Annotated in this window: 16 protein-coding genes; 11 read left to right on the top strand and 5 right to left on the bottom strand. The window is 71.4% G+C overall.

Annotated features, from left to right (window positions below):
- Nucleotides 1–46: 46 nt before the first annotated feature.
- Complete coding sequence (locus ACFWI9_RS16120; RefSeq protein WP_387162380.1) at nucleotides 47–952, bottom strand: DUF3027 domain-containing protein; 906 nt, start codon at nucleotides 950–952, stop codon at nucleotides 47–49.
- A 336-nt stretch (nucleotides 953–1,288) separates the two neighbouring features.
- Here ACFWI9_RS16120 and ACFWI9_RS16115 point away from each other — a divergent pair, with 336 nt between their 5' ends.
- The 4 genes from ACFWI9_RS16115 to ACFWI9_RS16100 all read left to right on the top strand — a co-directional run bounded on the left by ACFWI9_RS16115 (nucleotide 1,289) and on the right by ACFWI9_RS16100 (nucleotide 4,921).
- Nucleotides 1,289–2,695 (top strand): MFS transporter, encoded by a 1,407-nt coding sequence (locus ACFWI9_RS16115; RefSeq protein WP_387162378.1) that lies wholly within the window; start codon nucleotides 1,289–1,291, stop codon nucleotides 2,693–2,695.
- Between the two features lie 161 nt (nucleotides 2,696–2,856).
- Nucleotides 2,857–3,336 carry a DUF2771 domain-containing protein gene (locus ACFWI9_RS16110; protein WP_387162376.1) on the top strand — a complete coding sequence of 160 codons (480 nt, stop codon included), beginning with the start codon at nucleotides 2,857–2,859 and terminating at the stop codon, nucleotides 3,334–3,336.
- Between the two features lie 44 nt (nucleotides 3,337–3,380).
- Complete coding sequence (locus ACFWI9_RS16105) at nucleotides 3,381–4,070, top strand: futalosine hydrolase (protein WP_387162374.1); 690 nt, start codon at nucleotides 3,381–3,383, stop codon at nucleotides 4,068–4,070.
- Nucleotides 4,067–4,921, top strand: a complete 855-nt coding sequence (locus tag ACFWI9_RS16100; protein ID WP_387162373.1) for a 1,4-dihydroxy-6-naphthoate synthase — start codon at nucleotides 4,067–4,069, stop codon at nucleotides 4,919–4,921. Before ACFWI9_RS16105 ends, ACFWI9_RS16100 begins: the two co-directional genes overlap by 4 nt.
- Nucleotides 4,922–5,044: 123 nt before the next feature.
- Here ACFWI9_RS16100 and ACFWI9_RS16095 read toward each other — a convergent pair whose 3' ends face one another.
- Nucleotides 5,045–5,428, bottom strand: coding sequence for a cold-shock protein (locus tag ACFWI9_RS16095; protein ID WP_338672003.1), 384 nt, complete (start codon nucleotides 5,426–5,428; stop codon nucleotides 5,045–5,047).
- 212 nt (nucleotides 5,429–5,640) lie between these two features.
- Between ACFWI9_RS16095 and ACFWI9_RS16090 the strand changes: the two genes are divergently transcribed.
- Nucleotides 5,641–5,904 (top strand): hypothetical protein, encoded by a 264-nt coding sequence (locus ACFWI9_RS16090; RefSeq protein WP_387162371.1) that lies wholly within the window; start codon nucleotides 5,641–5,643, stop codon nucleotides 5,902–5,904.
- Here the strand turns inward: ACFWI9_RS16090 and ACFWI9_RS16085 are convergent.
- Complete coding sequence (locus ACFWI9_RS16085) at nucleotides 5,871–6,569, bottom strand: HAD family hydrolase (protein ID WP_387162370.1); 699 nt, start codon at nucleotides 6,567–6,569, stop codon at nucleotides 5,871–5,873. The genes ACFWI9_RS16090 and ACFWI9_RS16085 overlap by 34 nt on opposite strands.
- A gap of 164 nt (nucleotides 6,570–6,733) precedes the next feature.
- Nucleotides 6,734–7,726, bottom strand: a complete 993-nt coding sequence (locus ACFWI9_RS16080; RefSeq protein WP_387162369.1) for a hypothetical protein — start codon at nucleotides 7,724–7,726, stop codon at nucleotides 6,734–6,736.
- A gap of 42 nt (nucleotides 7,727–7,768) precedes the next feature.
- On the opposite strand from ACFWI9_RS16080, the gene ACFWI9_RS16075 reads away from it, so the two are divergent.
- From ACFWI9_RS16075 to ACFWI9_RS16055, 5 genes are all read left to right on the top strand, one after another.
- A complete protein-coding gene (locus tag ACFWI9_RS16075; protein WP_387162368.1) occupies nucleotides 7,769–10,378 on the top strand; it encodes a helicase C-terminal domain-containing protein in 2,610 nt (869 codons plus the stop codon).
- Between the two features lie 625 nt (nucleotides 10,379–11,003).
- Complete coding sequence (locus tag ACFWI9_RS16070) at nucleotides 11,004–11,735, top strand: hypothetical protein (protein ID WP_387162367.1); 732 nt, start codon at nucleotides 11,004–11,006, stop codon at nucleotides 11,733–11,735.
- A gap of 481 nt (nucleotides 11,736–12,216) precedes the next feature.
- Entirely contained in the window at nucleotides 12,217–13,908 is a 1,692-nt protein-coding gene (locus ACFWI9_RS16065) for an FG-GAP-like repeat-containing protein (protein ID WP_387162365.1), read from the top strand.
- A 380-nt stretch (nucleotides 13,909–14,288) separates the two neighbouring features.
- Entirely contained in the window at nucleotides 14,289–15,926 is a 1,638-nt protein-coding gene (locus ACFWI9_RS16060) for a DNA repair helicase XPB (RefSeq protein WP_387162364.1), read from the top strand.
- Between the two features lie 71 nt (nucleotides 15,927–15,997).
- Nucleotides 15,998–17,488, top strand: a complete 1,491-nt coding sequence (locus ACFWI9_RS16055) for a membrane-associated oxidoreductase (RefSeq protein WP_387162362.1) — start codon at nucleotides 15,998–16,000, stop codon at nucleotides 17,486–17,488.
- Nucleotides 17,489–17,545: 57 nt separating this feature from the next.
- Here ACFWI9_RS16055 and ACFWI9_RS16050 read toward each other — a convergent pair whose 3' ends face one another.
- Nucleotides 17,546–17,737, bottom strand: a complete 192-nt coding sequence (locus tag ACFWI9_RS16050; protein ID WP_387162361.1) for a hypothetical protein — start codon at nucleotides 17,735–17,737, stop codon at nucleotides 17,546–17,548.
- 448 nt (nucleotides 17,738–18,185) lie between these two features.
- Between ACFWI9_RS16050 and ACFWI9_RS16045 the strand changes: the two genes are divergently transcribed.
- A complete protein-coding gene (locus ACFWI9_RS16045; protein WP_387162360.1) occupies nucleotides 18,186–18,725 on the top strand; it encodes a hypothetical protein in 540 nt (179 codons plus the stop codon).
- Nucleotides 18,726–18,889: the final 164 nt, after the last annotated feature.

The raw sequence follows: 18,889 nt of genomic DNA, 5'->3' as shown, positions 1-18,889 counted from the left end.
GCCGGGGCCCGGCGCCCCCCCGGGCCCCACCCGCCCGGTCACAGCACTAGCTGTGGCCCAGGTCGTCGGGGGACCCGTCCGCGTGGTCCGGGACGGAGCCGCTGTCCGGGGCCGGGCGGAGCGGAAACTCGTCCGCACCCATCGAGTCCAGCACCGGTGCCGCCGGCCTCGGCGGCTTGGGCATCACGGCCGCCTCGGAGTGCCCCCCGCAGCCGTACGCCAGGGACACCACCCGCCCGTCAGCCGGTGAGAACTCGTTCGCGCACACCCCGAACGCCTGCCCGAGCGACCCGCCCAGCGGCATCATGAAGGCGCAGGACACACACGTGGCCGGCGCCGCCTGCGCCATCGGGGCCTTCGCGCCGAACGCGTCCTCCCAGCGGTCCGCCGCCGTGTGCAGCCCGTACCGCGACAGCACCCGGGCGCGCCGCATCCCGAGCTCCTCCGCGACCGCGCCGATCGCGCCGCGCGACGGGGCGCGGGAGACGATCTCGGCGTCCTCTGCCTCCACCCGGTCGGCCAGCTCCTCCGACACCGCGGAGTTCGGCGGCGGGGCGTCCTCGCCGGAGTAACCGGGTTCGAGGCGCATGTCGTCCGCCTCGGTCGGCAGCAGGTCCCCGGGACCCAGGTCGCCGGGTCGCAGCCGTTCGCTCCATGGCACCCACTCGGGGGCGAGGAGGGCGTCGGAGCCGGGCAGCAGTACGGTCTCGTCGAGCGTCACGACCTTCGCGCGGGATGCCCGTGCGACCGTCACCGCCCAGCGCCAGCCGCGGTAGCCGGGTTCCTTGCACTCGAAGAGATGGGTGACCACTCGGTCGCCCTCGGATACGACTCCGACGTGCTCTCCCACCACCCCCGGCGCCGCCGCTTCCTCGGCCGCCGCCCGGGCGAGGTCTACCGCCTCGGCGCACAGACGGTCGGGGGTACGGCTTCGCGTCGTCGCAGCACTCACAGGTCTCGCTTCTCTCCTACGCCGTCTCACGGGTGCGCGCCGGAGGATCCACGATGTACGGGCCGCGGGCGGAGCGGCTGGAATCCGCCAGCGGCCCGGAAACAGGTCCGGAACACCGAGGGAGTGCCGCATCGACGTCCGCGCCCGGGCAATCAGTCCCGTGCGCACGCACCTACCATCACCCATTCTGCGGGATGACGAAGAGGCGCGCGGCCGGGAACCACCGCCGGTGGCGCGCTACGCACGCTACCCCCTCCGCGTCCTACCGCCCACCTGCCCGTCCGAATAGCGGTTCATACCCGTTCCGGATTGGGACTCGTGGGGCACTATGACGACGTGACAGCCGCGAGGTCGTCCCCCGTGCCCGGGCCGCTGAGCAGGACAGCCCGGTCGGTCGGCCGTGCCCTGAGCTCGGCGGGGCAACGGCTCCACCCCGTCGGGCGCGCCCTTCACCGGCCGTTCACCGGCACGGCGCGCGGGATCCGCCGGGCGACACACGCTCATGGCGCGGGCGAGTCCGGACTCGGCAAGCTCATCGAACTGCACGCCGTGAACGGCGCGGGCGATGTCATGATCACAGTCGCGCTCGCCTCGACCGTCTTCTTCGCCGTCCCCACCGACGAGGCCCGCGGCCGGGTGGCGCTCTATCTGGCCATCACGATGGCGCCGTTCGCGCTCCTCGCCCCGGTCATCGGCCCGCTCCTCGACCACATCCCGCACGGCCGGCGCGCCGCGATGGCCGGTGCGATGGCCACCCGCGCGCTGCTGGCGCTCACCATGTCGGGCGCGGTCGCCACGGGGGGCCTTGAGCTGTATCCGGCGGCGCTGGGTGTGCTGGTGGCCTCGAAGGCGTACGGGGTCGTCCGCAGCGCCGTCGTGCCACGCCTGCTGCCGCCGCGCTTCGCCCTGGTGAAGGCCAACTCGCGGGTAACCCTGGCCGGTCTGGTGGCCACCGGTATCGCCGGGCCCATCGCGTTCGGGCTCCAGCAGATCGGCCCGGCGTGGCCGCTCTACGGTGCCTGCGCCATCTTCGCGGCGGGAACGTTTCTGGCGTTCACGCTGCCGCACAAGGTGGACTCCGCGAAGGGCGAGCACAAGGCGCACATGCTGACGCACGGCGAGCGCAAGCCGAGCCTGCGCACCGTCGGGCCCTCCGTGCTGCACGGGCTCCAGGCGAACGCCGCCCATCGGATGCTGTCCGGGTTCCTGATCTTCTTCCTGGCCTTCCTGCTGCGGGTGCACCCGCTGGAAGGGCAGAGCGCGGCGGCGTCGCTGGTGATGGTGGGTGTCGCGGCGGGGGTCGGCAATGCCTGCGGCACGGCGATCGGGGCATGGGTGCGGCACCGGCCGCCCGAGGTGATCGTCGCGGCGGGGCTGCTGCTGGCGCTGACGGCCGCTGTGCTCACGGCGGTGTTCTTCAGCCCGGTGATGGTGGCGGTGCTGGGCGCGGTCGCCGGTCTCACCCAGGCGCTGTCCAAGCTGGCGCTCGACGCGATGATCCAGCGGGATGTGCCGGAGGCGGTGCGGACCTCGGCGTTCGCCCGCGCCGAGACGCTGCTCCAGATGGCGTGGGTGGCGGGCGGCGCGATCGGGATCGCCCTGCCGCTGAACGGCGTGCTCGGTATGTCGGTGGCGGCGGCGATCCTCGCGACGGGCGCGGTACTGGCGCTGCGCGGGCTGGTGGTGGCCTCCCGGCGCAGTCTGCCGCCGCCGCGGCCGGTACGTGCGGTACGGGTGCGGTGACGCCGTCACCCGGCTGACGCGTCGCCCGTCGCGCATGACGCGTAATGCGTGACTCGTGGGGTGTACGTGGCGCACCTGGTACGTGGTGCACCTGGGCCTTGGTTGACGCCACGCCGCACCCCCGCGCGGCGGGACACGGGGCGCCCGATAGCCTTCCGCCCATGACCGTTGCGTTCTCTTCCGGCAAGCGCCGCCGGGCCGTCGCCGCCCTCGGCGCCGTGTCCGCCGGCCTCCTCGTACTCTCCGCCTGCGACAAGCCGACGCCGCTCGCGACCGTGACGGTCGGGTCGAACTCGGTCAGCACCGAAGCCGCCTGCTACAACGACGGCGAGCCCATCAAGGAATCGCTGATCCAGGGCTGCCTGAACAAGAAGGCCGGCCAGACCATCGAGGTCAGCGCGGACGACCGGGTCCGCTTCGGCGTCGAGCCCGAGGTGGCCGAGAACGGCTGGACGCTGTTCATCGGCGGCCAGCAGGCCGAGCAGGAGCCGTACCACAAGACGTACCGGTCGATCCCCGCCAGCGCGTTCTTCTCCAGCCAGACGGGCGAGACGACCAACACGGCGCAGGTCAGCATCGTGGAGACCACCGGCCAGCGACTGACCGGCATCTGGCACTTCACGCTCAAGAAGGAAGCCTAGGAACGCGGGGACACCGGGAGGGCCTGAGCCGACGGGGCTCGCTCATGCGCGTACTTGTCGTGACAGCGGTGCCGGCGGAAGCGGAGTCCGTGGCGGCCGGTCTGGCCTCCGCCACCGCCGCACCCACAGCCACCGGCGGAGTGACCGCTGACGTGCTGGCGGCGGGTGTGGGCCCGGCAGCCGCGGCGGCGGCCACGGCGACGGCCCTGGCGACCGCTTCGTACGAGAAGAGGGCGTACGACCTGGTGATCTCGGCGGGTATCGGTGGCGGCTTCGCCCCTGCAGCCCCACTGGGCGCACTCGTGGTCGCGGACTCGATCGTCGCCGCCGACCTCGGCGCCCAGACGCCCGACGGCTATCTCAGCGTCGAAGAGCTCGGCTTCGGCCGCTCAGCCCATGTCCCGTCCCCGCTCTCGGCCGAGCTCGCCAGGGCTCTGGACGCGGTGTACGGCCCCGTGCTCACCGTGTCCACGGTGACCGGGACGACCGCCCGCGCCGCCGAGCTGACCACGCGTCACCCGGATGCCGCCGCCGAGGCGATGGAGGGCTTCGGGGTCGCGGAGGCCGCGGTGGCGCACGGCGTTCCCGTGGCGGAGATCCGTGCCGTGTCGAACGCTGTCGGCCCGCGCGACCGCGCCGCCTGGCGCATCGGGGAGGCCCTCGACGCGCTGCGGGCCGCGTTCGCCAGGCTGGGACCCGCACTCGACCCCGTAATCGAGGAGGAGGCCCGATGACATCGACCAGCCTCAAGATCGCCTACTCGCCCTGCCCCAACGACACGTTCGTGTTCGACGCGTGGACGCACGGCCGGGTCCCCGGCGCGCCGCGGCTCGATGTGAAGCTGGCCGATATCGACATCACCAACGGCATGGCCGAGCGCGGTGAGTTCGATGTGCTGAAGGTGTCGTACGCGGTGCTCCCGTACGTACTCGACGAATACGCGCTGCTGCCGTGCGGCGGTGCGCTGGGGCGGGGCTGCGGACCGCTGCTGCTGACCCGCGAGCCTGCCACCGCGCCGGAGCTGGCGGGCAGGACCGTCGCCGTGCCGAGTGAGCGCTCGACGGCGTATCTGCTGTTCCGGCTGTGGGCGGCGGACATGGTCCCCGAGGGCGTCGGGGAGATTGTCGTCATGCCGTTCCACGAGATCATGCCGGCCGTACGGGACGGCAAGGTGGACGCGGGGCTGGTCATCCACGAGGCACGCTTCACCTACCCCGGCTACGGGCTGCACTGCCTCGCCGACATGGGCGAGCACTGGGAGTCCACGACCGGGCTGGCGATCCCGCTGGGCGCGATCATCGCCAAGCGCTCGCTGGGCGTCGGGACCCTGGGGGTGCTGGCCGAGGCGGTGCGTACGTCCGTCCGGATGGCCTGGGACGACCCGCTGGCATCACTGCCCTACGTACTCGAACACGCCCAAGAGATGGACCCGATGGTGGCCGACCAGCACATCGGTCTGTACGTCAACGAGTTCACCGCGGACCTGGGGGAGAGCGGATACGCGGCGGTCCGCGGGCTGCTCACGCGGGCCGCGGCGGAGGGCCTGGTGCCACCGATCGCCCCGGAGGCGCTGGCGTTCCCCTGAGTCTCCTGAGGCCGGTGCAAGCCGGTGCAGGCCGGTAGCGGGGCAGGCAGAGCTCCGGCCGTGGGGCTCGGGTAGCCCCACGGCCGGATTTCAGCATTTATTCGCCGCTTTGCGGCTTTGCGGCTAAACGTCGAGCTGGTCGGCCACGGCGCGCAGCAGACCCGCGATCTTCTTCCCATGCGCTTTGTCGGGATAACGGCCGCGCTCAAGCTGAGGCGTGATGTTCTCAAGCAGCGTCGTCAGGTCCTGCACGATCGAGGCCAGCTCGTCCGGCTTGCGGCGCTGCGCAGCGGCGACCGAGGGGGTCGGGTCCAGGATGACCACCGAGAGCGCCTGATCCCCTCGCTGACCTGCGACAACGCCGAACTCCACGCGCTGTCCCGGCTTGAGGCCGTCGACTCCGTCAGGAAGCACCGACGAGTGGACAAAGACGTCGCCGCCGTCGTCGCGGGAGAGAAAGCCAAAGCCCTTCTCGCTGTTGAACCATTTGACTTTGCCGGTAGGCACGTCTGTCCTCGTCCTCGTACTCGTCGGAAATTAGGGTTCTTGCGGTAGATATGGTGAATATGGTAAGCAGCGGAAAACTGGTCTGAAAACTGCTCTGGATAGCACTGCAGCGGGTCGTTGTCTGACCCGCCACCACCCATAGGCTAATGGTCCCGGGCCCGCTGGCAAGACGTCCCCGGCGATTCCCGCGCGCTGGGAACTACCCTGGTCGGGTGAGTCATGAAACCCAAACGAATTCATCCCGTTCCGGCGCTGGGCCCGGTGACGGGCTGGTACGCGTCGGCGTGGTCATCTTCGTCATCGGCGCTGTGGCCACTCTTGTCACAGTGGCCCCACTGTTTCTTGGCACGGAGCCTTTTCCGCCCGTCGCCTACGGCGTCTGCATGCTGATGGGTGTGGGGTTCCTGATCGCGGGTGCCGGAGTGCTCCGGTCCATCGCTGCTCAGCGCCGCGAGGCCCGCTCCTCGTCCGAGTAGGCACGCGCGTACGTGTCCGCCGCGCTCGCCGCATCTCCGATGTCCGCCGTGTCCGCAGACTCCGCGTAGGCGGCGAACCACTCGGGGAACGCGGTGAGGTCGGGGAGCACCACATCCGCCCCGGCCGCGGCGAGCTCGTCCGCCCCGCAGGGTCCCGTCGCCACACCGACGGACAGCGCGCCCGCGGCCCGGGCGCCGCGTACGTCCCCGGTGTGGTCGCCGACGTACACCCGCGCTCCGTGCACGCGCAGCGCCTCCGCCTTGGCCTCCGCCCACAACCCGCCTATCAGCGCGTCCGGCTCGATGCCGAGGTGGTCCAGATGCAGCCGGGCGCTCGGCTCGTGCTTGGCGGTGACCACGAGCGCCCGCCCGCCGACCGCCCGAATGGCGGCGATGGACTCCCGGGCACCCGGCAGGGCGGGGCTCGCGGCTATGGCGTGGACGGCGTAGATCTCCCGGTATCGGCCGGCCATCTCTTCGACGCGCTCGGCGGGGTACCAGTGCGCGATCTCCTGCTCCAGCGGCGGCCCGAGCCGGGAGACGGCGAGGTCGGCGTCGATACGGACTCCGGTCTCGGCGGCGAGGGCAAGGTAGACGGCGTGGATGCCGGGACGCGAGTCGATGAGGGTCATATCGAGGTCGAACCCGACGGTGAGCGTACGCATGCGTCCCATTGTCCGGGGTGCGGGGCGCGCGATACGCCCCCCTGCGGCCTCACGTCCACATGGTGAGCAGGTCTCGCGGTGCACCCCGCCCCCTCAGCGTGGTGCGGCATACCGGGCGCCCAGCCCACCCAGGGCCGCGGGGCCCTACCTCATCGCTGCCGGTTTCAGGTCCTGCGGGCCCGGTGGACCAGATACAGCGCCGTCGCGACCGCCGCGCCCCGAAGCACCCAGGGCCAGGTCCCCGCGAGGACGTCCGCCATCGCGTCGCCGCCAGGGGGGATCGGTTCACCCCAGTGGCCGTTGACGCGGCCCCACAGCCAGACCGCCGCGCCCCCCGCGACCGCGCCCGGGAGGCCCAGGACGGCCCATTTCGCCTGGGCGCGGCTCAGGGTGTTGGAGGCGTAAGCGAGCAGCCAGCCGAGGCCGAGCGCCAGCCAGGAGCCGAGGATCGTGCCGACGGCCAGCAGGGCGGCGGCGACCAGGAGGAAGGGGCTGCCGAGCGAGCGCCTGACCGCTGTCGCCTTGTCCGGTGCGCCGGTCTCCGCGGCGGTGCGGCGGAGCAGCCGTGGCAGCCACCGGCGCCGGCCGGGCGCGGTCGGCGCCGCGCCGGCTTCCCCGCCCGCGCTCGCGTCCCCGTTCCCGTCTCCCTCACCCTCCTCGGCTTCCGCCCCATCGCCCGGCGGAGGTTTGAGTATCTCGGGGATCTCGACACCACCGACGAAGCCGCCGATCCCGCTGTCCGCCGGGTCGGGCCCGATGCGCCACCAGTCGGGTTCGCCGCCGGACGCGTCGCCGAGCTCGTCCATCCCGGCCAGATGCGGCGGCGACGCGGCCGACTCCGAAGCCTTGCGCGGTCGCGGCACCCGTGGGGCGGCCTGCGGCGCCCGCGCAGGCGCGGTCCGACGCGCCACACCCGGCTGACCGGCCCCGTCGGGTGACGCCGCGGCCACCACCTCGTCAGGCGTGCCGAGGCGCCCCAGAATGCGGCGTACGGCGGCCGGGTTGTCCGTGCCGTGCCTGGCGCGCTGCCGGTCGATCTCGTTCCGCAGCGACGTCACGAGCTGCATCCTGGTCCCCGAAGGAAGCTGGTGCTGCTGGGCCAGGTCGCCGACCCGGCTCAGGTAGTCGAAGACAAGCTGGTCGCTCTCGATCCCCACGGTCCTGACGTTAGCGCGGGAACAGGGGCTAACGTGGGGCGGATGGGGACCGGTGAGCTGGATCGGGAGGCGCACGTGCCCGCACGTACGGTCGGCGAGGGAGACAGCGACGGCGGCCACAGCGGCGGCGACAGCGGCAGCGGCGAGGCGGCGCGTTCGGCGCCACGCACGTTGGCGGAGGCGCTGCGCACCCGCGGTGACGAGGGGCTGACCGCGCTGCTGCGGGCCCGCCCGGACCTGCTGAACCCGGTGCCGAACGACATCACCCAGCTCGCCACCCGTGCCGGTACCCGCGCCTCCGTCGTACGCGCGCTGGAGCGGCTCGACCGTTTCGCGCTCCAGACCGCGCAGGCGCTGGCGGTGGCCGCCGAGCCCACTTCGTACGCGACGGTCTTCGGCCTGCTGGCGGGCGATTCGGGCGACGGGGGCGGCGCCGGCGGTCCGGACGGCGCGGGCGACCCCTCCACCGACCCGGCGATCGACGCCGCGCTGCCCCACGCCCTCGCTGTACTGCGCGAGCAGGCCCTGGTCTGGGGTGACGACGCCCGGATGCGGTTGGTGCGTACCGCGCGCGAACTGCTTGCCCCGTCGCCGTCGCAGCCGTCCCCGACCGGGCTCGGACCTACCGTCGCCGAGGCCACGGCGGGAATGTCGCCGCAGCGGCTCCAGGAGATCCTCGCCGCCGTCGAGCTGCCGGGGACGCATGACTCGGTGTCGGCGGTGGGAGCGTTGGCGGCGCTGTTCACGGACCGTGAGCGGATGGCCGCGCTGCTGGACACCGCGCCGCCGGAGGCGCTGGCGGTACTGGACCGGCTGGTGTGGGGGCCGCCGTACGGGGAGGTGACCGCCGATCCGGCACCCCCGGTGCGCTGGCTGCGGGACCACGGGCTGCTGCTCCCGGCCTCGCCGCGCACGGTGGTGCTGCCGCGGGAGGCGGCGCTGCATCTGCGCGGGGGCAGGGCGCACCGCAAGCCGGAGCCGGCAGCCCCGGAGGTCGTGGTCACGGCCGAACACCGTCCACAGGCTGTGGACAGTACGGCGGCGGGGCAGGCGTACACCGCCCTCGCCACCGTGGAGGAACTGCTGAAGGACTGGCAGACCGGCGGGCCCGCGGTGCTCAGGGCGGGCGGGCTGAGCGTGCGCGACCTCAAGCGGGCGGCGGCGACGCTGGACGTGACCGAGCCGATCGCCGCCTTCTGGATCGAACTCGCCTACGGGGCAGGGCTGCTGGCCTCGGACGGGGAGGCCGACGAACGCTTCGTGCCCACGCCGGCGTACGACATGTGGCTGGACCTCCCGGCCGCCGACCGCTGGACGGAACTGGTGACGGCGTGGCTCGCGGCGACCCGCACCCCGGGCGTGGTGGGCGGCCAGGACGCCAAGGGCCGCACCCTGGCGGTGCTCGGCCCGGACCTGGACCGCGGTCCGGCACCCGAGGTGCGGCTGCGGGTGCTGCACCTGCTGGCGGACCTCCCGCCCGGCGCCGCAGCCGACCCGGACTCGGTCCTGGCCCGGCTGCGCTGGGAACGCCCGCCAAGGCCCGCGCGGCCGGACGCCGTCGACCTGCGCACCCGTATCGCGGGCTGGACCCTCATGGAGACCGAACTCCTCGGCATCACCGGCCGCCACGCCCTCTCGACCGCGGCCCGCGCCCTGCTCACCGCCGACACCCCAGCGGATCGGAACCGGCTCGCGGCAGCGGCCATCGCCCCGCTGTTCCCGCCCCCGCTGGACCATGTGCTGCTCCAGGCGGATCTGACGGCGGTCGCGCCGGGCCCGCTGGAGCGACCGCTCGCCGACGCCCTCGACGTACTCGCGGACGTGGAGTCGAAGGGTGGCGCGACGGTGTACCGGTTCACGCCCGCCTCCGTGAGACGCGCGCTCGACTCCGGGCAGGCGGCTGCGGACCTGCACGCCTTCCTGGCGAGACACAGCCGTACGCCGGTGCCGCAGCCGCTGAGCTATCTGATCGACGACGTGGCCCGCAAACACGGCCACCTGCGGATCGGCGCGGCATCGGCCTACGTACGCTGCGACGACGACGCCCTGCTCGACGAGATCCTCGCCGACCGCCGCTCCCAGCCCCTGCGCCTGCGCCGCCTCGCCCCCACGGTGCTGGCAGCCCAGGCCGACCCGGCGAGCCTGCTGGAAGGCCTGCGGGCGATGGGCTTCGCACCGGCCGCGGAGTCCGCCGAAGGCGACGTCCTGATCACCCGTGCCGACACCCACCGCACTCCGCCCCGCACTCCACCGGTCCCCGTCCCCGACGGCCCCCCGGCACCGGACGACACCCTGCTCGGCGCAGCGGTGAAGGCGATCCGCGCCGGAGACCTGGCCGCGACCGCCACCCGTAAACCCGCCCCCGCCGCCGCTGCTGCCGGGGCGGGGGCCGGGGCCGAGGCAGACGGCAGGCTCCCCCGGACCACCCCCGCCGAAACCCTCGCCACCGTCCAGGCCGCCGCCCTCACCAACTCCGCCCTCTGGATCGGCTACGTCAACGCAGACGGCGCCGCCAGCCAGCGGGTCATCGCCCCCGTGCGCGTGGAAGGCGGCTTCGTCACGGCATACGACCACACGGCCGACGAGGTGCGTACGTACCCTCTGCACCGGATCACGGGCGTCGCGGAACTGGCGGACGAGCCGCATCCCTGACGCCCTGTTACTCCTCGCGCAGGTCGGCCGTGCCGGTGCGCGTGAAGCCGGGCGGATGTCCGCTATCGCGTCTAGGCGCGCGGTGGTTCCCAGGGCCGTGACGGGGCAGACGCGGCACCCCGGTGGGCGCTCACCCTGTCGGCTACCGCTTCGTCGAGCCGGGCGTCGCCGATGCGAGCCATCCATGCGATGGCGTTCACGTCGCAGAGGTCACCGGCTGATTCGACCGGCACGGCCCAGGACAACAGGTGCCTCCGTCGCATGTAGCCGGGGCCGTTCGCGACGGGCACGCCCAGATGACTGCCGTGTCCGAGCCAGTTGACGCCGATCCCACCGGGGAAGCGACGCGGCGCGGTGACCGGTTCGACCAGGGCGTAGTACCGACTGCGGCGGTCTCGCAGGGGGCTGCCACGGACTGGACGCTTGTGACGTGCCCGCCGAGTCGGAGACCTGCCCAGGCAGGCGTCGGCCCTCCCGTGGGGAGGCCGGGAGGGACGGCTGGCCCGCCGTGGCGGGATGCGCCCAGGATGCGCCGGTGGCGCGCTGTTGCGACAGGGGTGTGCACCGAATATCTCGTGCGCATATTCGGCGGCATTGTCAGCGGCCCGCCCTAGGCTGCCTGCCCATGATCGAGAACAGGCTTGGTGCCCTGCTGGAAGCCGGATTCACCGACCGTCTGGGTGAGCGCGGCAGGATGCTGCTCGCGCGCCGCGCGCTGCTCAAGGCCTGTTACGAAGAGCCCTCGCCGCTGGACACGGGCGGTTGGTGGTTCGCGGTGCCCGGAGAGCGCTACGAAGGTCTGTTCACGGCCCTGGACCTGCACGACCGGTTTCCCGTGACGCTCGGCGAAGGGGTGGAGGCGGAGTGGTTGCCGCACAGACGAGGAGCCCTTCCGGTGTTCGTCACGCCGGAACTCGACGGCTGGCGGCTGGCCATGGGGAATCTGGCGGACGTGGTCGGCGTCGACTGGGACGACTGGATGAGCGCGGTGGAGCGGCTGAGCGCCGAGTGCGGCGAAGCCCAGATGTTCTTCGAGGACGAAGCGGACGGCTCGAATGTCTGGGTGGTCGCCGAGCAGGGACGCGTCCGGCGCCGGTATGGGCGCGAGGACGATCCCGAGTGGGTTGGTGAGCCACTGCCGTGGGAAGAGCTGCGGGTCCACGACGAGGACTTCGATCCGGAGTACGACGAGGCGGGGCCCGAGGACGGCACGGCGGACGCCGCCACCGCCTGCGCCCAGCTGTCGGTGGACCCCACTCGGATCGGCGCCGGCACCCGGATAGGCGGCCACGGCTGGCTGGCGCTGAGCGCACCGGGAGTGGGCCACGAGGACTTGCCTGGCCTGGTTCGCAGCTGAGGGCGGCGTCCATCTTCAGAGCGCGGTGATGGCGCCGGGCGAGGGTGGTGGTGCCGATTGGCAGCCCTCGGTGGGCGAAGTGCGGTGCCCGGCTCTGCCTGAGGCCTCGGCCAGGACCGCCGACCGGTAGGCAGCGGAGAGCTGCCGGGATCGATGCGTGTATGGGCTCATCGGGTGTTCCCCGATCGGTGTTCGCGGGTGTCGAGGAAGGGTGCGTGCGTGCCGTTGACAGGGTGTGCGTTGCCTGGGCGGTCCTGCTGGTCGTGCGGCTGTTGTCGGCTTGATGGGACATGGCCCGGCCGCGACGTCGTCTTCTTCGCAGTGGGATGGGTCTGTCGCCGGCTCAGGGAGTGAAGCCTGGCGATGGCGTCCCTGCGTCAGCGGGGGTGTGTCGGCCGGTGTGCCCGGGTGTCAGCGTCCCAGCGGTCTTGAGGAGAGGGAGAGATTCGATGATGGCTGAGCGTGTGGCGGGGAGGACGCCATGACTGGGGCGGTGCGGGGCCTTTGGTCGCCGGTTGTCGTGCTGCTGATGGCGGCCGGGCTGGTTCTGGGGCCGCTCCCCGCAAGCGCGTGGGCGGCGACGGCGACTTTCGCGCCCCCGGTCGACTACCCCGTCGGCGACACCCCGTCTTCGGTTGCGGTGGGTGATCTGGACGGAGACGGCGACCAGGACCTGGCCACCGCCAACCGAAACGCGAACACGGTGTCGGTGCTGCTGAACAACGGTGACGGCACTTTCGCCGCCGCGGTCGACTACCCCACCGGCGCAGAGCCTGTCTCGGTGGCGGTGGGTGATCTGGACGGAGACGGCGACCGGGACCTGGCCACCGCCAACTCCGCCGCGAATACGGTGTCGGTGCTGCTCAACAACGGTGACGGCACCTTCGCCGCCGCGGTCGACTACCCCACCGGCGATACCCCGGTCTCGGTGGCGGTGGGTGATCTGGACGGGGGCCTGCCCGACCTTGTCATCGCCAACGCCGCCGCGAATACGGTGTCGGTGCTGCTGAACAACGGTGACGGCACTTTCGCCGCCGCGGTCGACTACCCCACCGGCGATACCCCGGTCTCGGTGGCGGTGGGTGATCTGGACGGAGACGGCGACCAGGACCTGGCCACCGCCAACCAAGTTGCCCTTACGGTGTCGGTGCTGCTGAACAACGGCAACGGCACGTTCGCCGCCGCGGTCGACTACCCCGTCGGCGGTAACCCGTCTTCGGTGGCGGTGGGTGATCTGGACGGAGACGGCAATCAGGACCTCGTCACCGCCAACGTAAATACGGATACGGTGTCGGTGCTGGCGGGCAACGGTGACGGCACCTTTGCCGCCGCGGTCGACTACCCCACCGGCAGCGGCCCGGTCTCGGTCGCGATCGGAGACTTCAACGGAGGCCTGCCCGACCTGGCCACCGCCAACGCCGCCGCGGATACGGTGTCGGTTCTGCTCAACACCACCCCCGTCCCCCCGGTTGCACCAGTCATCACCAGCCCCGCCGACGGCTCCACCATCAACGACAGCACCCCCACCTTCACCGGGACCGGTGGCCCCGGCGACACGGTCACCATCACGGACGAGAACGACAACGTCATCTGTGTCGCCGTCGTGGATGACATGGGGAACTGGACCTGTACCGCCGACACCCCGATCCCGGACGGGGAGCACACCTTCACCCCCACCGCCACCAACCCCCAGGGCAGCACCACCGGCCAGCCGGTGACCGTGACCATCGACACGGTCCAGCCGCCCACCACCCCGGTGATCACCAGCCCCGCCGACGGCTCCACCATCACCTGCGGCAAACACCCCCGCCCCTACCCCCGTGCGGCAGGCACCCGCACTGGCTGTGTCGTGACCTTCACCGGCACCGGCGGCCCCGGGGACACCATCACCGTCACCGACGAGAGGGGCATGACCGTGTGCACCGCCACCGTCGATGACGCGGGCAACTGGACCTGCACCTCCTCGGCTCCTATCGCCCCCGGACCGCACACCTTCACCCCCACCGCCACCAACACCGAAGGCAGCACCACCGGCCAGCCGGTGACTGTGACCGTGACACCATCGGACAAGCCCCACCAGCCACGGCCCCACAAGCCGTACAAGCCCCACAAGCCCCACAAGCCGCATCGGCCGGGCCCCTGGGCTCGGACTGCTCCCACGACCCTGCTCTGACCCCACGGTCCAGGCACCACACGGACCCGAGAGGACCCAAAGCCGCCTCTCAGGCAGATACCGCAACAAGAGCGCTCGGGGCACTCGTCACGCACGAGCTGCCGCCGACCGGTAGACAGCGGAACCTGTCTGCTGTGGTTGACCGGTGGTGCGTACCACCGCCACCGGTCATCGGGCGGCCTTGAGGGTGGCGACCTGTCGGGCGCGGTCTTCGAGTGTCGTGGTCACGCCCGGGCCGGCAGGGGGTGGGCGTCCCCTCACTGTGCTCCACAGCCCCTCTGTGCTCCACTGTGCCCGCCTTCGCCGCGCGATGAGGCAAACTGGAGGTTTGGCCGTCGAGGTCCGGGCGGCTGCCGGTTGCTGGAAGGGGCACATCCCAGGTGAACGGTCCACTCATCGTACAAAGCGACAAGACTCTGCTGCTCGAAGTCGACCATGACCAGGCCGACGCCTGCCGCCGTGCCATCGCGCCCTTCGCCGAGCTGGAGCGGGCGCCCGAGCACATCCACACGTACCGCATCACCCCGCTCGGGCTGTGGAACGCCCGCGCCGCCGGGCATGACGCCGAGCAGGTCGTGGACGCCCTTGTCGAGTTCTCCCGCTACCCGGTGCCGCACGCGCTGCTGGTCGACGTCGCCGAGACGATGGCCCGGTACGGGCGGCTCAGCCTGGTCAAGCACCCCACACACGGGCTGGTGCTCACCACCACCGACCGGCCGGTCCTCGAGGAGGTCCTGCGGTCCAAGAAGGTCCAGCCGCTGGTGGGGGCGCGGATCGACCCGGACACGGTGGTGGTGCATCCGTCCGAGCGCGGGCAGATCAAGCAGACGCTGCTGAAGCTGGGCTGGCCCGCCGAGGACCACGCCGGATACGTGGACGGAGAAGCGCACCGTATCGACCTGGACGAGGCGGGCTGGGCGCTGCGGCCGTACCAGAAGCAGGCCGTCGAGGGGTTCTGGCACGGCGGGTCCGGGGTCGTGGTGCTGCCCTGCGGGGCGGGAAAGACACTGGTCGGGGCGGGGGCCATGGCGCAGGCCAAGGCGACCACGCTGATCCTCGTCACCAACACCGTCTCCGCCCGGCAGTGGAAGCACGAGCTGATCAAGCGGACCTCGCTCACCGAGGAGGAGATCGGCGAGTACAGCGGGGCCAAGAAGGAGATCCGGCCGGTCACCATCGCCACGTACCAGGTGCTGACGACCAAGCGGAAGGGGATCTATCCCCACCTGGAGCTGTTCGACTCCCGCGACTGGGGGCTGATCGTCTACGACGAGGTGCATCTGCTGCCCGCGCCGGTGTTCAAGTTCACCGCCGACCTCCAGGCCCGCCGCCGGCTCGGGCTCACGGCGACGCTGGTGCGTGAGGACGGGCGCGAGTCCGATGTGTTCTCGCTCATCGGGCCGAAGCGCTTCGACGCGCCCTGGAAGGAGATCGAGGCGCAGGGCTATATCGCGCCCGCCGACTGCGTCGAGGTACGGGTCAATCTGACCGAGTCCGAGCGGTTGGCGTACGCGACGGCGGAGACCGAGGAGAAGTACCGCTACTGTGCGACCACCGATACCAAGCGCCGGGTGACGGAGGCGCTCGTACGCAAGCACCAGGGGCAGCAGACACTGGTCATCGGCCAGTACATCGACCAGCTGGACGAGCTGGGCGAGCACCTGGACGCCCCCGTCATCAAGGGTGAGACGCCGAACTCGCAGCGCGAGAAGCTCTTCGACGCGTTCCGCAACGGGGAGATCTCCGTCCTCGTCGTGTCGAAGGTCGCCAACTTCTCCATCGATCTGCCCGAGGCCACCATCGCCATCCAGGTGTCCGGCACCTTCGGCTCCCGGCAGGAGGAGGCACAGCGGCTCGGTCGGGTGCTGCGGCCCAAGGCGGACGGGCACAAGGCCCACTTCTACTCGGTGGTGGCGCGCGACACGATCGACCAGGACTTCGCCGCCCACCGGCAGCGGTTCCTGGCCGAGCAGGGGTACGCCTACCGGATCGTGGACGCCGACGACCTGGCGAACTGACGCACCCGGCGAACTGTTGGGTGGGAACGTGTAGTTGACACCCGGGTGGGGGCGGGACACCATCCGGTCCGATGGAGATCAACGATCTGACGGAGGCGGAGCGCCGCGTCTGGGAGGCGTTTCCGGGCGACGAGGCCGTCGACTTCCGGGAGGGCCCTGATGAGGACCCCGGAGGGGGCGCCTCCTGGGGGCCCGAGCGGACCGTGCGTGCCGAGGTGTTGCGTGCGCTGCTGCTGGACGGACCGTCACGCGACGGGGAGATAGCCGGGCTGAAGGTGTCGGGTGCCCGGGTGACCGGGCAACTCAACCTCAAGTACGGGACCGTGGAGCACGGCATCCGGCTGCGGGCCTGCTACTTCGAGCAGGCACCCGAGCTGTACGGGGCGACGGTCCGCGCCCTGGTGCTGAGCGACTCGGTGCTGCCGGGCCTCAGCGGCGGGGCGCTCCGCGCCGACCTGGTGCTGCGGCTGACGTGCTGCCGCATCACGGGTCCGGTGCGACTGCCCGGCGCCCAGGTGCGGGCGCTGTTCATCAATGGCGCCCGGCTGGGCTCGCCGGACGCGTCGCCCAGTGAGGAGCAGCCGGATGGCGACGCCGTGCTGTACCTCAACCACGCGGCCTTCACCGCCGACGTCTGGGCCGTCGGCCTCATCGCACATGGCCAGGTCCGGCTGAACGATGCCACCGTCGGTGGCCAGGTCAACCTGGACGACGCCGAGCTGCACGCGTCCCCGAACGGGGACTACGCCCTGCACGCCGAGAACGTGTCGGTGGGCTCCGACCTGCGTGCCATGCGGCTGCGCGCCCGCGGCGGGGTCAATGTGAGCGGCTCCCGGATCCCCCGCCAGCTCAACCTCGCGTATGCCCGGCTGTCCCACCCGGACGGCCAGGCGCTGCGCACCAGCAGCGCGGCGATCGGTGAGCTGTGGCTGCGCGAGGCCGCCCCGATCGAGGGCCTGGTGAACATGCGCCGCGCTCAGATCGATCTGCTGCACGTACCGGCCGAGGTGTGGCCGGAGCACCTCAGGATCGACGGCCTCGGCTACCGCGTGCTCGCGCCGCATCTCCCGCCCGAGGAGCGGCTGCCGCTGCTGGAGCGGGAGGAGACCGGCTATCTGCCGTTCGGGTACGAGCAGCTTGCCGCGGCGTATCGGACGGTGGGCGACGAGGCGGCGGCCCGTACGGTGCAGCTCGCGAAGCTGCGCAGGCACCGGCGGACGCTGCCGCGGCTGGCCAGATTCTGGGGTCTCCTGCAGGACGGGACCGTCGGCTACGGCTTCCGCCCGATGCGGGCGGCGGGGTGGCTGGTGGCGCTGCTGCTGGTGGGGAGTGTGGCGTTCGCGCTGGAGCATCCGGCCCCGCTGAAGGCGGACGAGGCGCCGGACTTCAACCCGGTCTTCTACACCCTGGATCTGCTGCTGCCGATCATCGGTTTCGGGCAGGAGGGGGCGTTCGCGCCGCGGGGCGGGTACCAGTGGCTGTCGTATCTGCTGATCGTCACCGGCTGGATCCTGGCCACGACCACCGCGGCTGGTGTGAGTCGTTCCCTCAGGCGCCAGTAGGGCGGGCCCGCAGGCCCGGCACCTGGGTTCACGTACTCATCCGTACCCGGACGGTAGTCAGTGGCGGCGGCGGACGAGTCCGGCCTCTTCGCCGTACTCCCCGAGGACGACGATGCCGACGGCCGCCTCCGCGAAGACCTTGACCGCGCGCAGCGCGTCGCCGACAGGGTGGGTGTGATGGCTCGCGGCGCCTGTCGCGGTGGCGCCCCGGCCCGGGCGGGCGGCTTGGGGGAAGGTCGCTGAGGTCATGACTCCATGGTTGTGCTTCCGCGCCTTCGGCACATCGGCCCAAGGTCCCGTCTCTTCGGCCGTTCGTCTACGACTTTTGGCAGACGTTGTCATTCCTGAGGTGGGCACGCCACCTATTGATCTTTTCGTCAGGCCGGTGGGTGTGGTGGGTGCCGGTGCGGACCTTCGGGATCGCCAGGTTCACCCTCCTTTGATGTCCGGTGTCCCACCGCCCTGCAACCGCACCTTCGACGGCGGGATCAGCGGCTTCGCGATCTCCCGAAACCGTCCGCAACAATCCGAGAAAACAGTCCGATGCAATAAGACATGTCGCCTAATGGGCTATTTGTAACTATCTGAGCTATTGGCGGATATGGTTCGGCGAGATTGCGCATGGGGTGCTCGGTCGACTCCGTTTGTCCCGACAGGTGAATCCCGTGCTGGGAGACAGATCAAAGGAGTTCGCGGAATGAAGAGGTTGAAGGCTGTTCCCATGGCCTCAGGTGCCGTACTGGCGCTGACGGGTGCGCTCATCGCCGCCTCGCCGGCGGTTGCCGGCGAGGGCCAGGGGCAGGGGCCGGTGCGGAAGACCCTGGCTTTGACGTACACCACCACACAAGCCTTCGGGTTCCCGCTCACGCCATCGCTGGGAGAGACCTTCGGTACATCCGGGACGGTCACCGCGCAGCAGGACCCCTCAACAGTCATCGGATCCTTCTCGAATATCTGCACGATCGTCGCTCTGGATAATTCGACCAGCACCATGTCCACTCAGTGCAGCAGCACGACGACCCTGACCAGCGGCCCCTACGGCACGGGGGAGATCAGCACCCAGGGCGAAGACACAGGCCCCGTCGACACCGGACCTCTGACCTTCACGGACATCGTGACGGGCGGAATCGGCGCGTTCAACGCCGCAGGCGGCTCCGCCTCCTTCACCACGCCATCGGAGGACTCGAAGGACGTCGTCTTCCGGCTCGTCCTTCCCGGCAACGGCAAGAGGTGGTGAGAGTCCGCCGTAAGGAGGTGCGGTGCGGCGAGGCTGGTCCGCACCTCGGTGCGGTCGCGGTCCGTGAAGCCCGGGTACGGCGCGACGACTCCGGTGAGCTTGGGCCAAGCTGACGCGCGGTCGTCGCGCGCGCCGCCTGTGGGTGCAAGCCCCCGTGGGGTGCC

Origin of the sequence: Streptomyces sp. NPDC127084 (genome assembly GCF_042724175.1) — a bacterium.
Taxonomy (GTDB): Bacteria; Actinomycetota; Actinomycetes; order Streptomycetales; family Streptomycetaceae; genus Streptomyces.
The sequence above is the reverse complement of the archived record's forward strand: the minus strand, read 5'-3'. Positions and strand labels throughout refer to the sequence as shown.

Coding starts and splice junctions, on each gene's coding strand:
- ACFWI9_RS16050 (WP_387162361.1), bottom strand. CDS start 17,737: ATGACCTCAGCGACCTTCCCCCAAGCCGCCCGCCCGGGCCGGGGCGCC.
- ACFWI9_RS16045 (WP_387162360.1), top strand. CDS start 18,186: ATGAAGAGGTTGAAGGCTGTTCCCATGGCCTCAGGTGCCGTACTGGCG.
- ACFWI9_RS16105 (WP_387162374.1), top strand. CDS start 3,381: ATGCGCGTACTTGTCGTGACAGCGGTGCCGGCGGAAGCGGAGTCCGTG.
- ACFWI9_RS16055 (WP_387162362.1), top strand. CDS start 15,998: ATGGAGATCAACGATCTGACGGAGGCGGAGCGCCGCGTCTGGGAGGCG.
- ACFWI9_RS16070 (WP_387162367.1), top strand. CDS start 11,004: ATGATCGAGAACAGGCTTGGTGCCCTGCTGGAAGCCGGATTCACCGAC.
- ACFWI9_RS16075 (WP_387162368.1), top strand. CDS start 7,769: ATGGGGACCGGTGAGCTGGATCGGGAGGCGCACGTGCCCGCACGTACG.
- ACFWI9_RS16085 (WP_387162370.1), bottom strand. CDS start 6,569: ATGCGTACGCTCACCGTCGGGTTCGACCTCGATATGACCCTCATCGAC.
- ACFWI9_RS16065 (WP_387162365.1), top strand. CDS start 12,217: ATGACTGGGGCGGTGCGGGGCCTTTGGTCGCCGGTTGTCGTGCTGCTG.
- ACFWI9_RS16110 (WP_387162376.1), top strand. CDS start 2,857: ATGACCGTTGCGTTCTCTTCCGGCAAGCGCCGCCGGGCCGTCGCCGCC.
- ACFWI9_RS16100 (WP_387162373.1), top strand. CDS start 4,067: ATGACATCGACCAGCCTCAAGATCGCCTACTCGCCCTGCCCCAACGAC.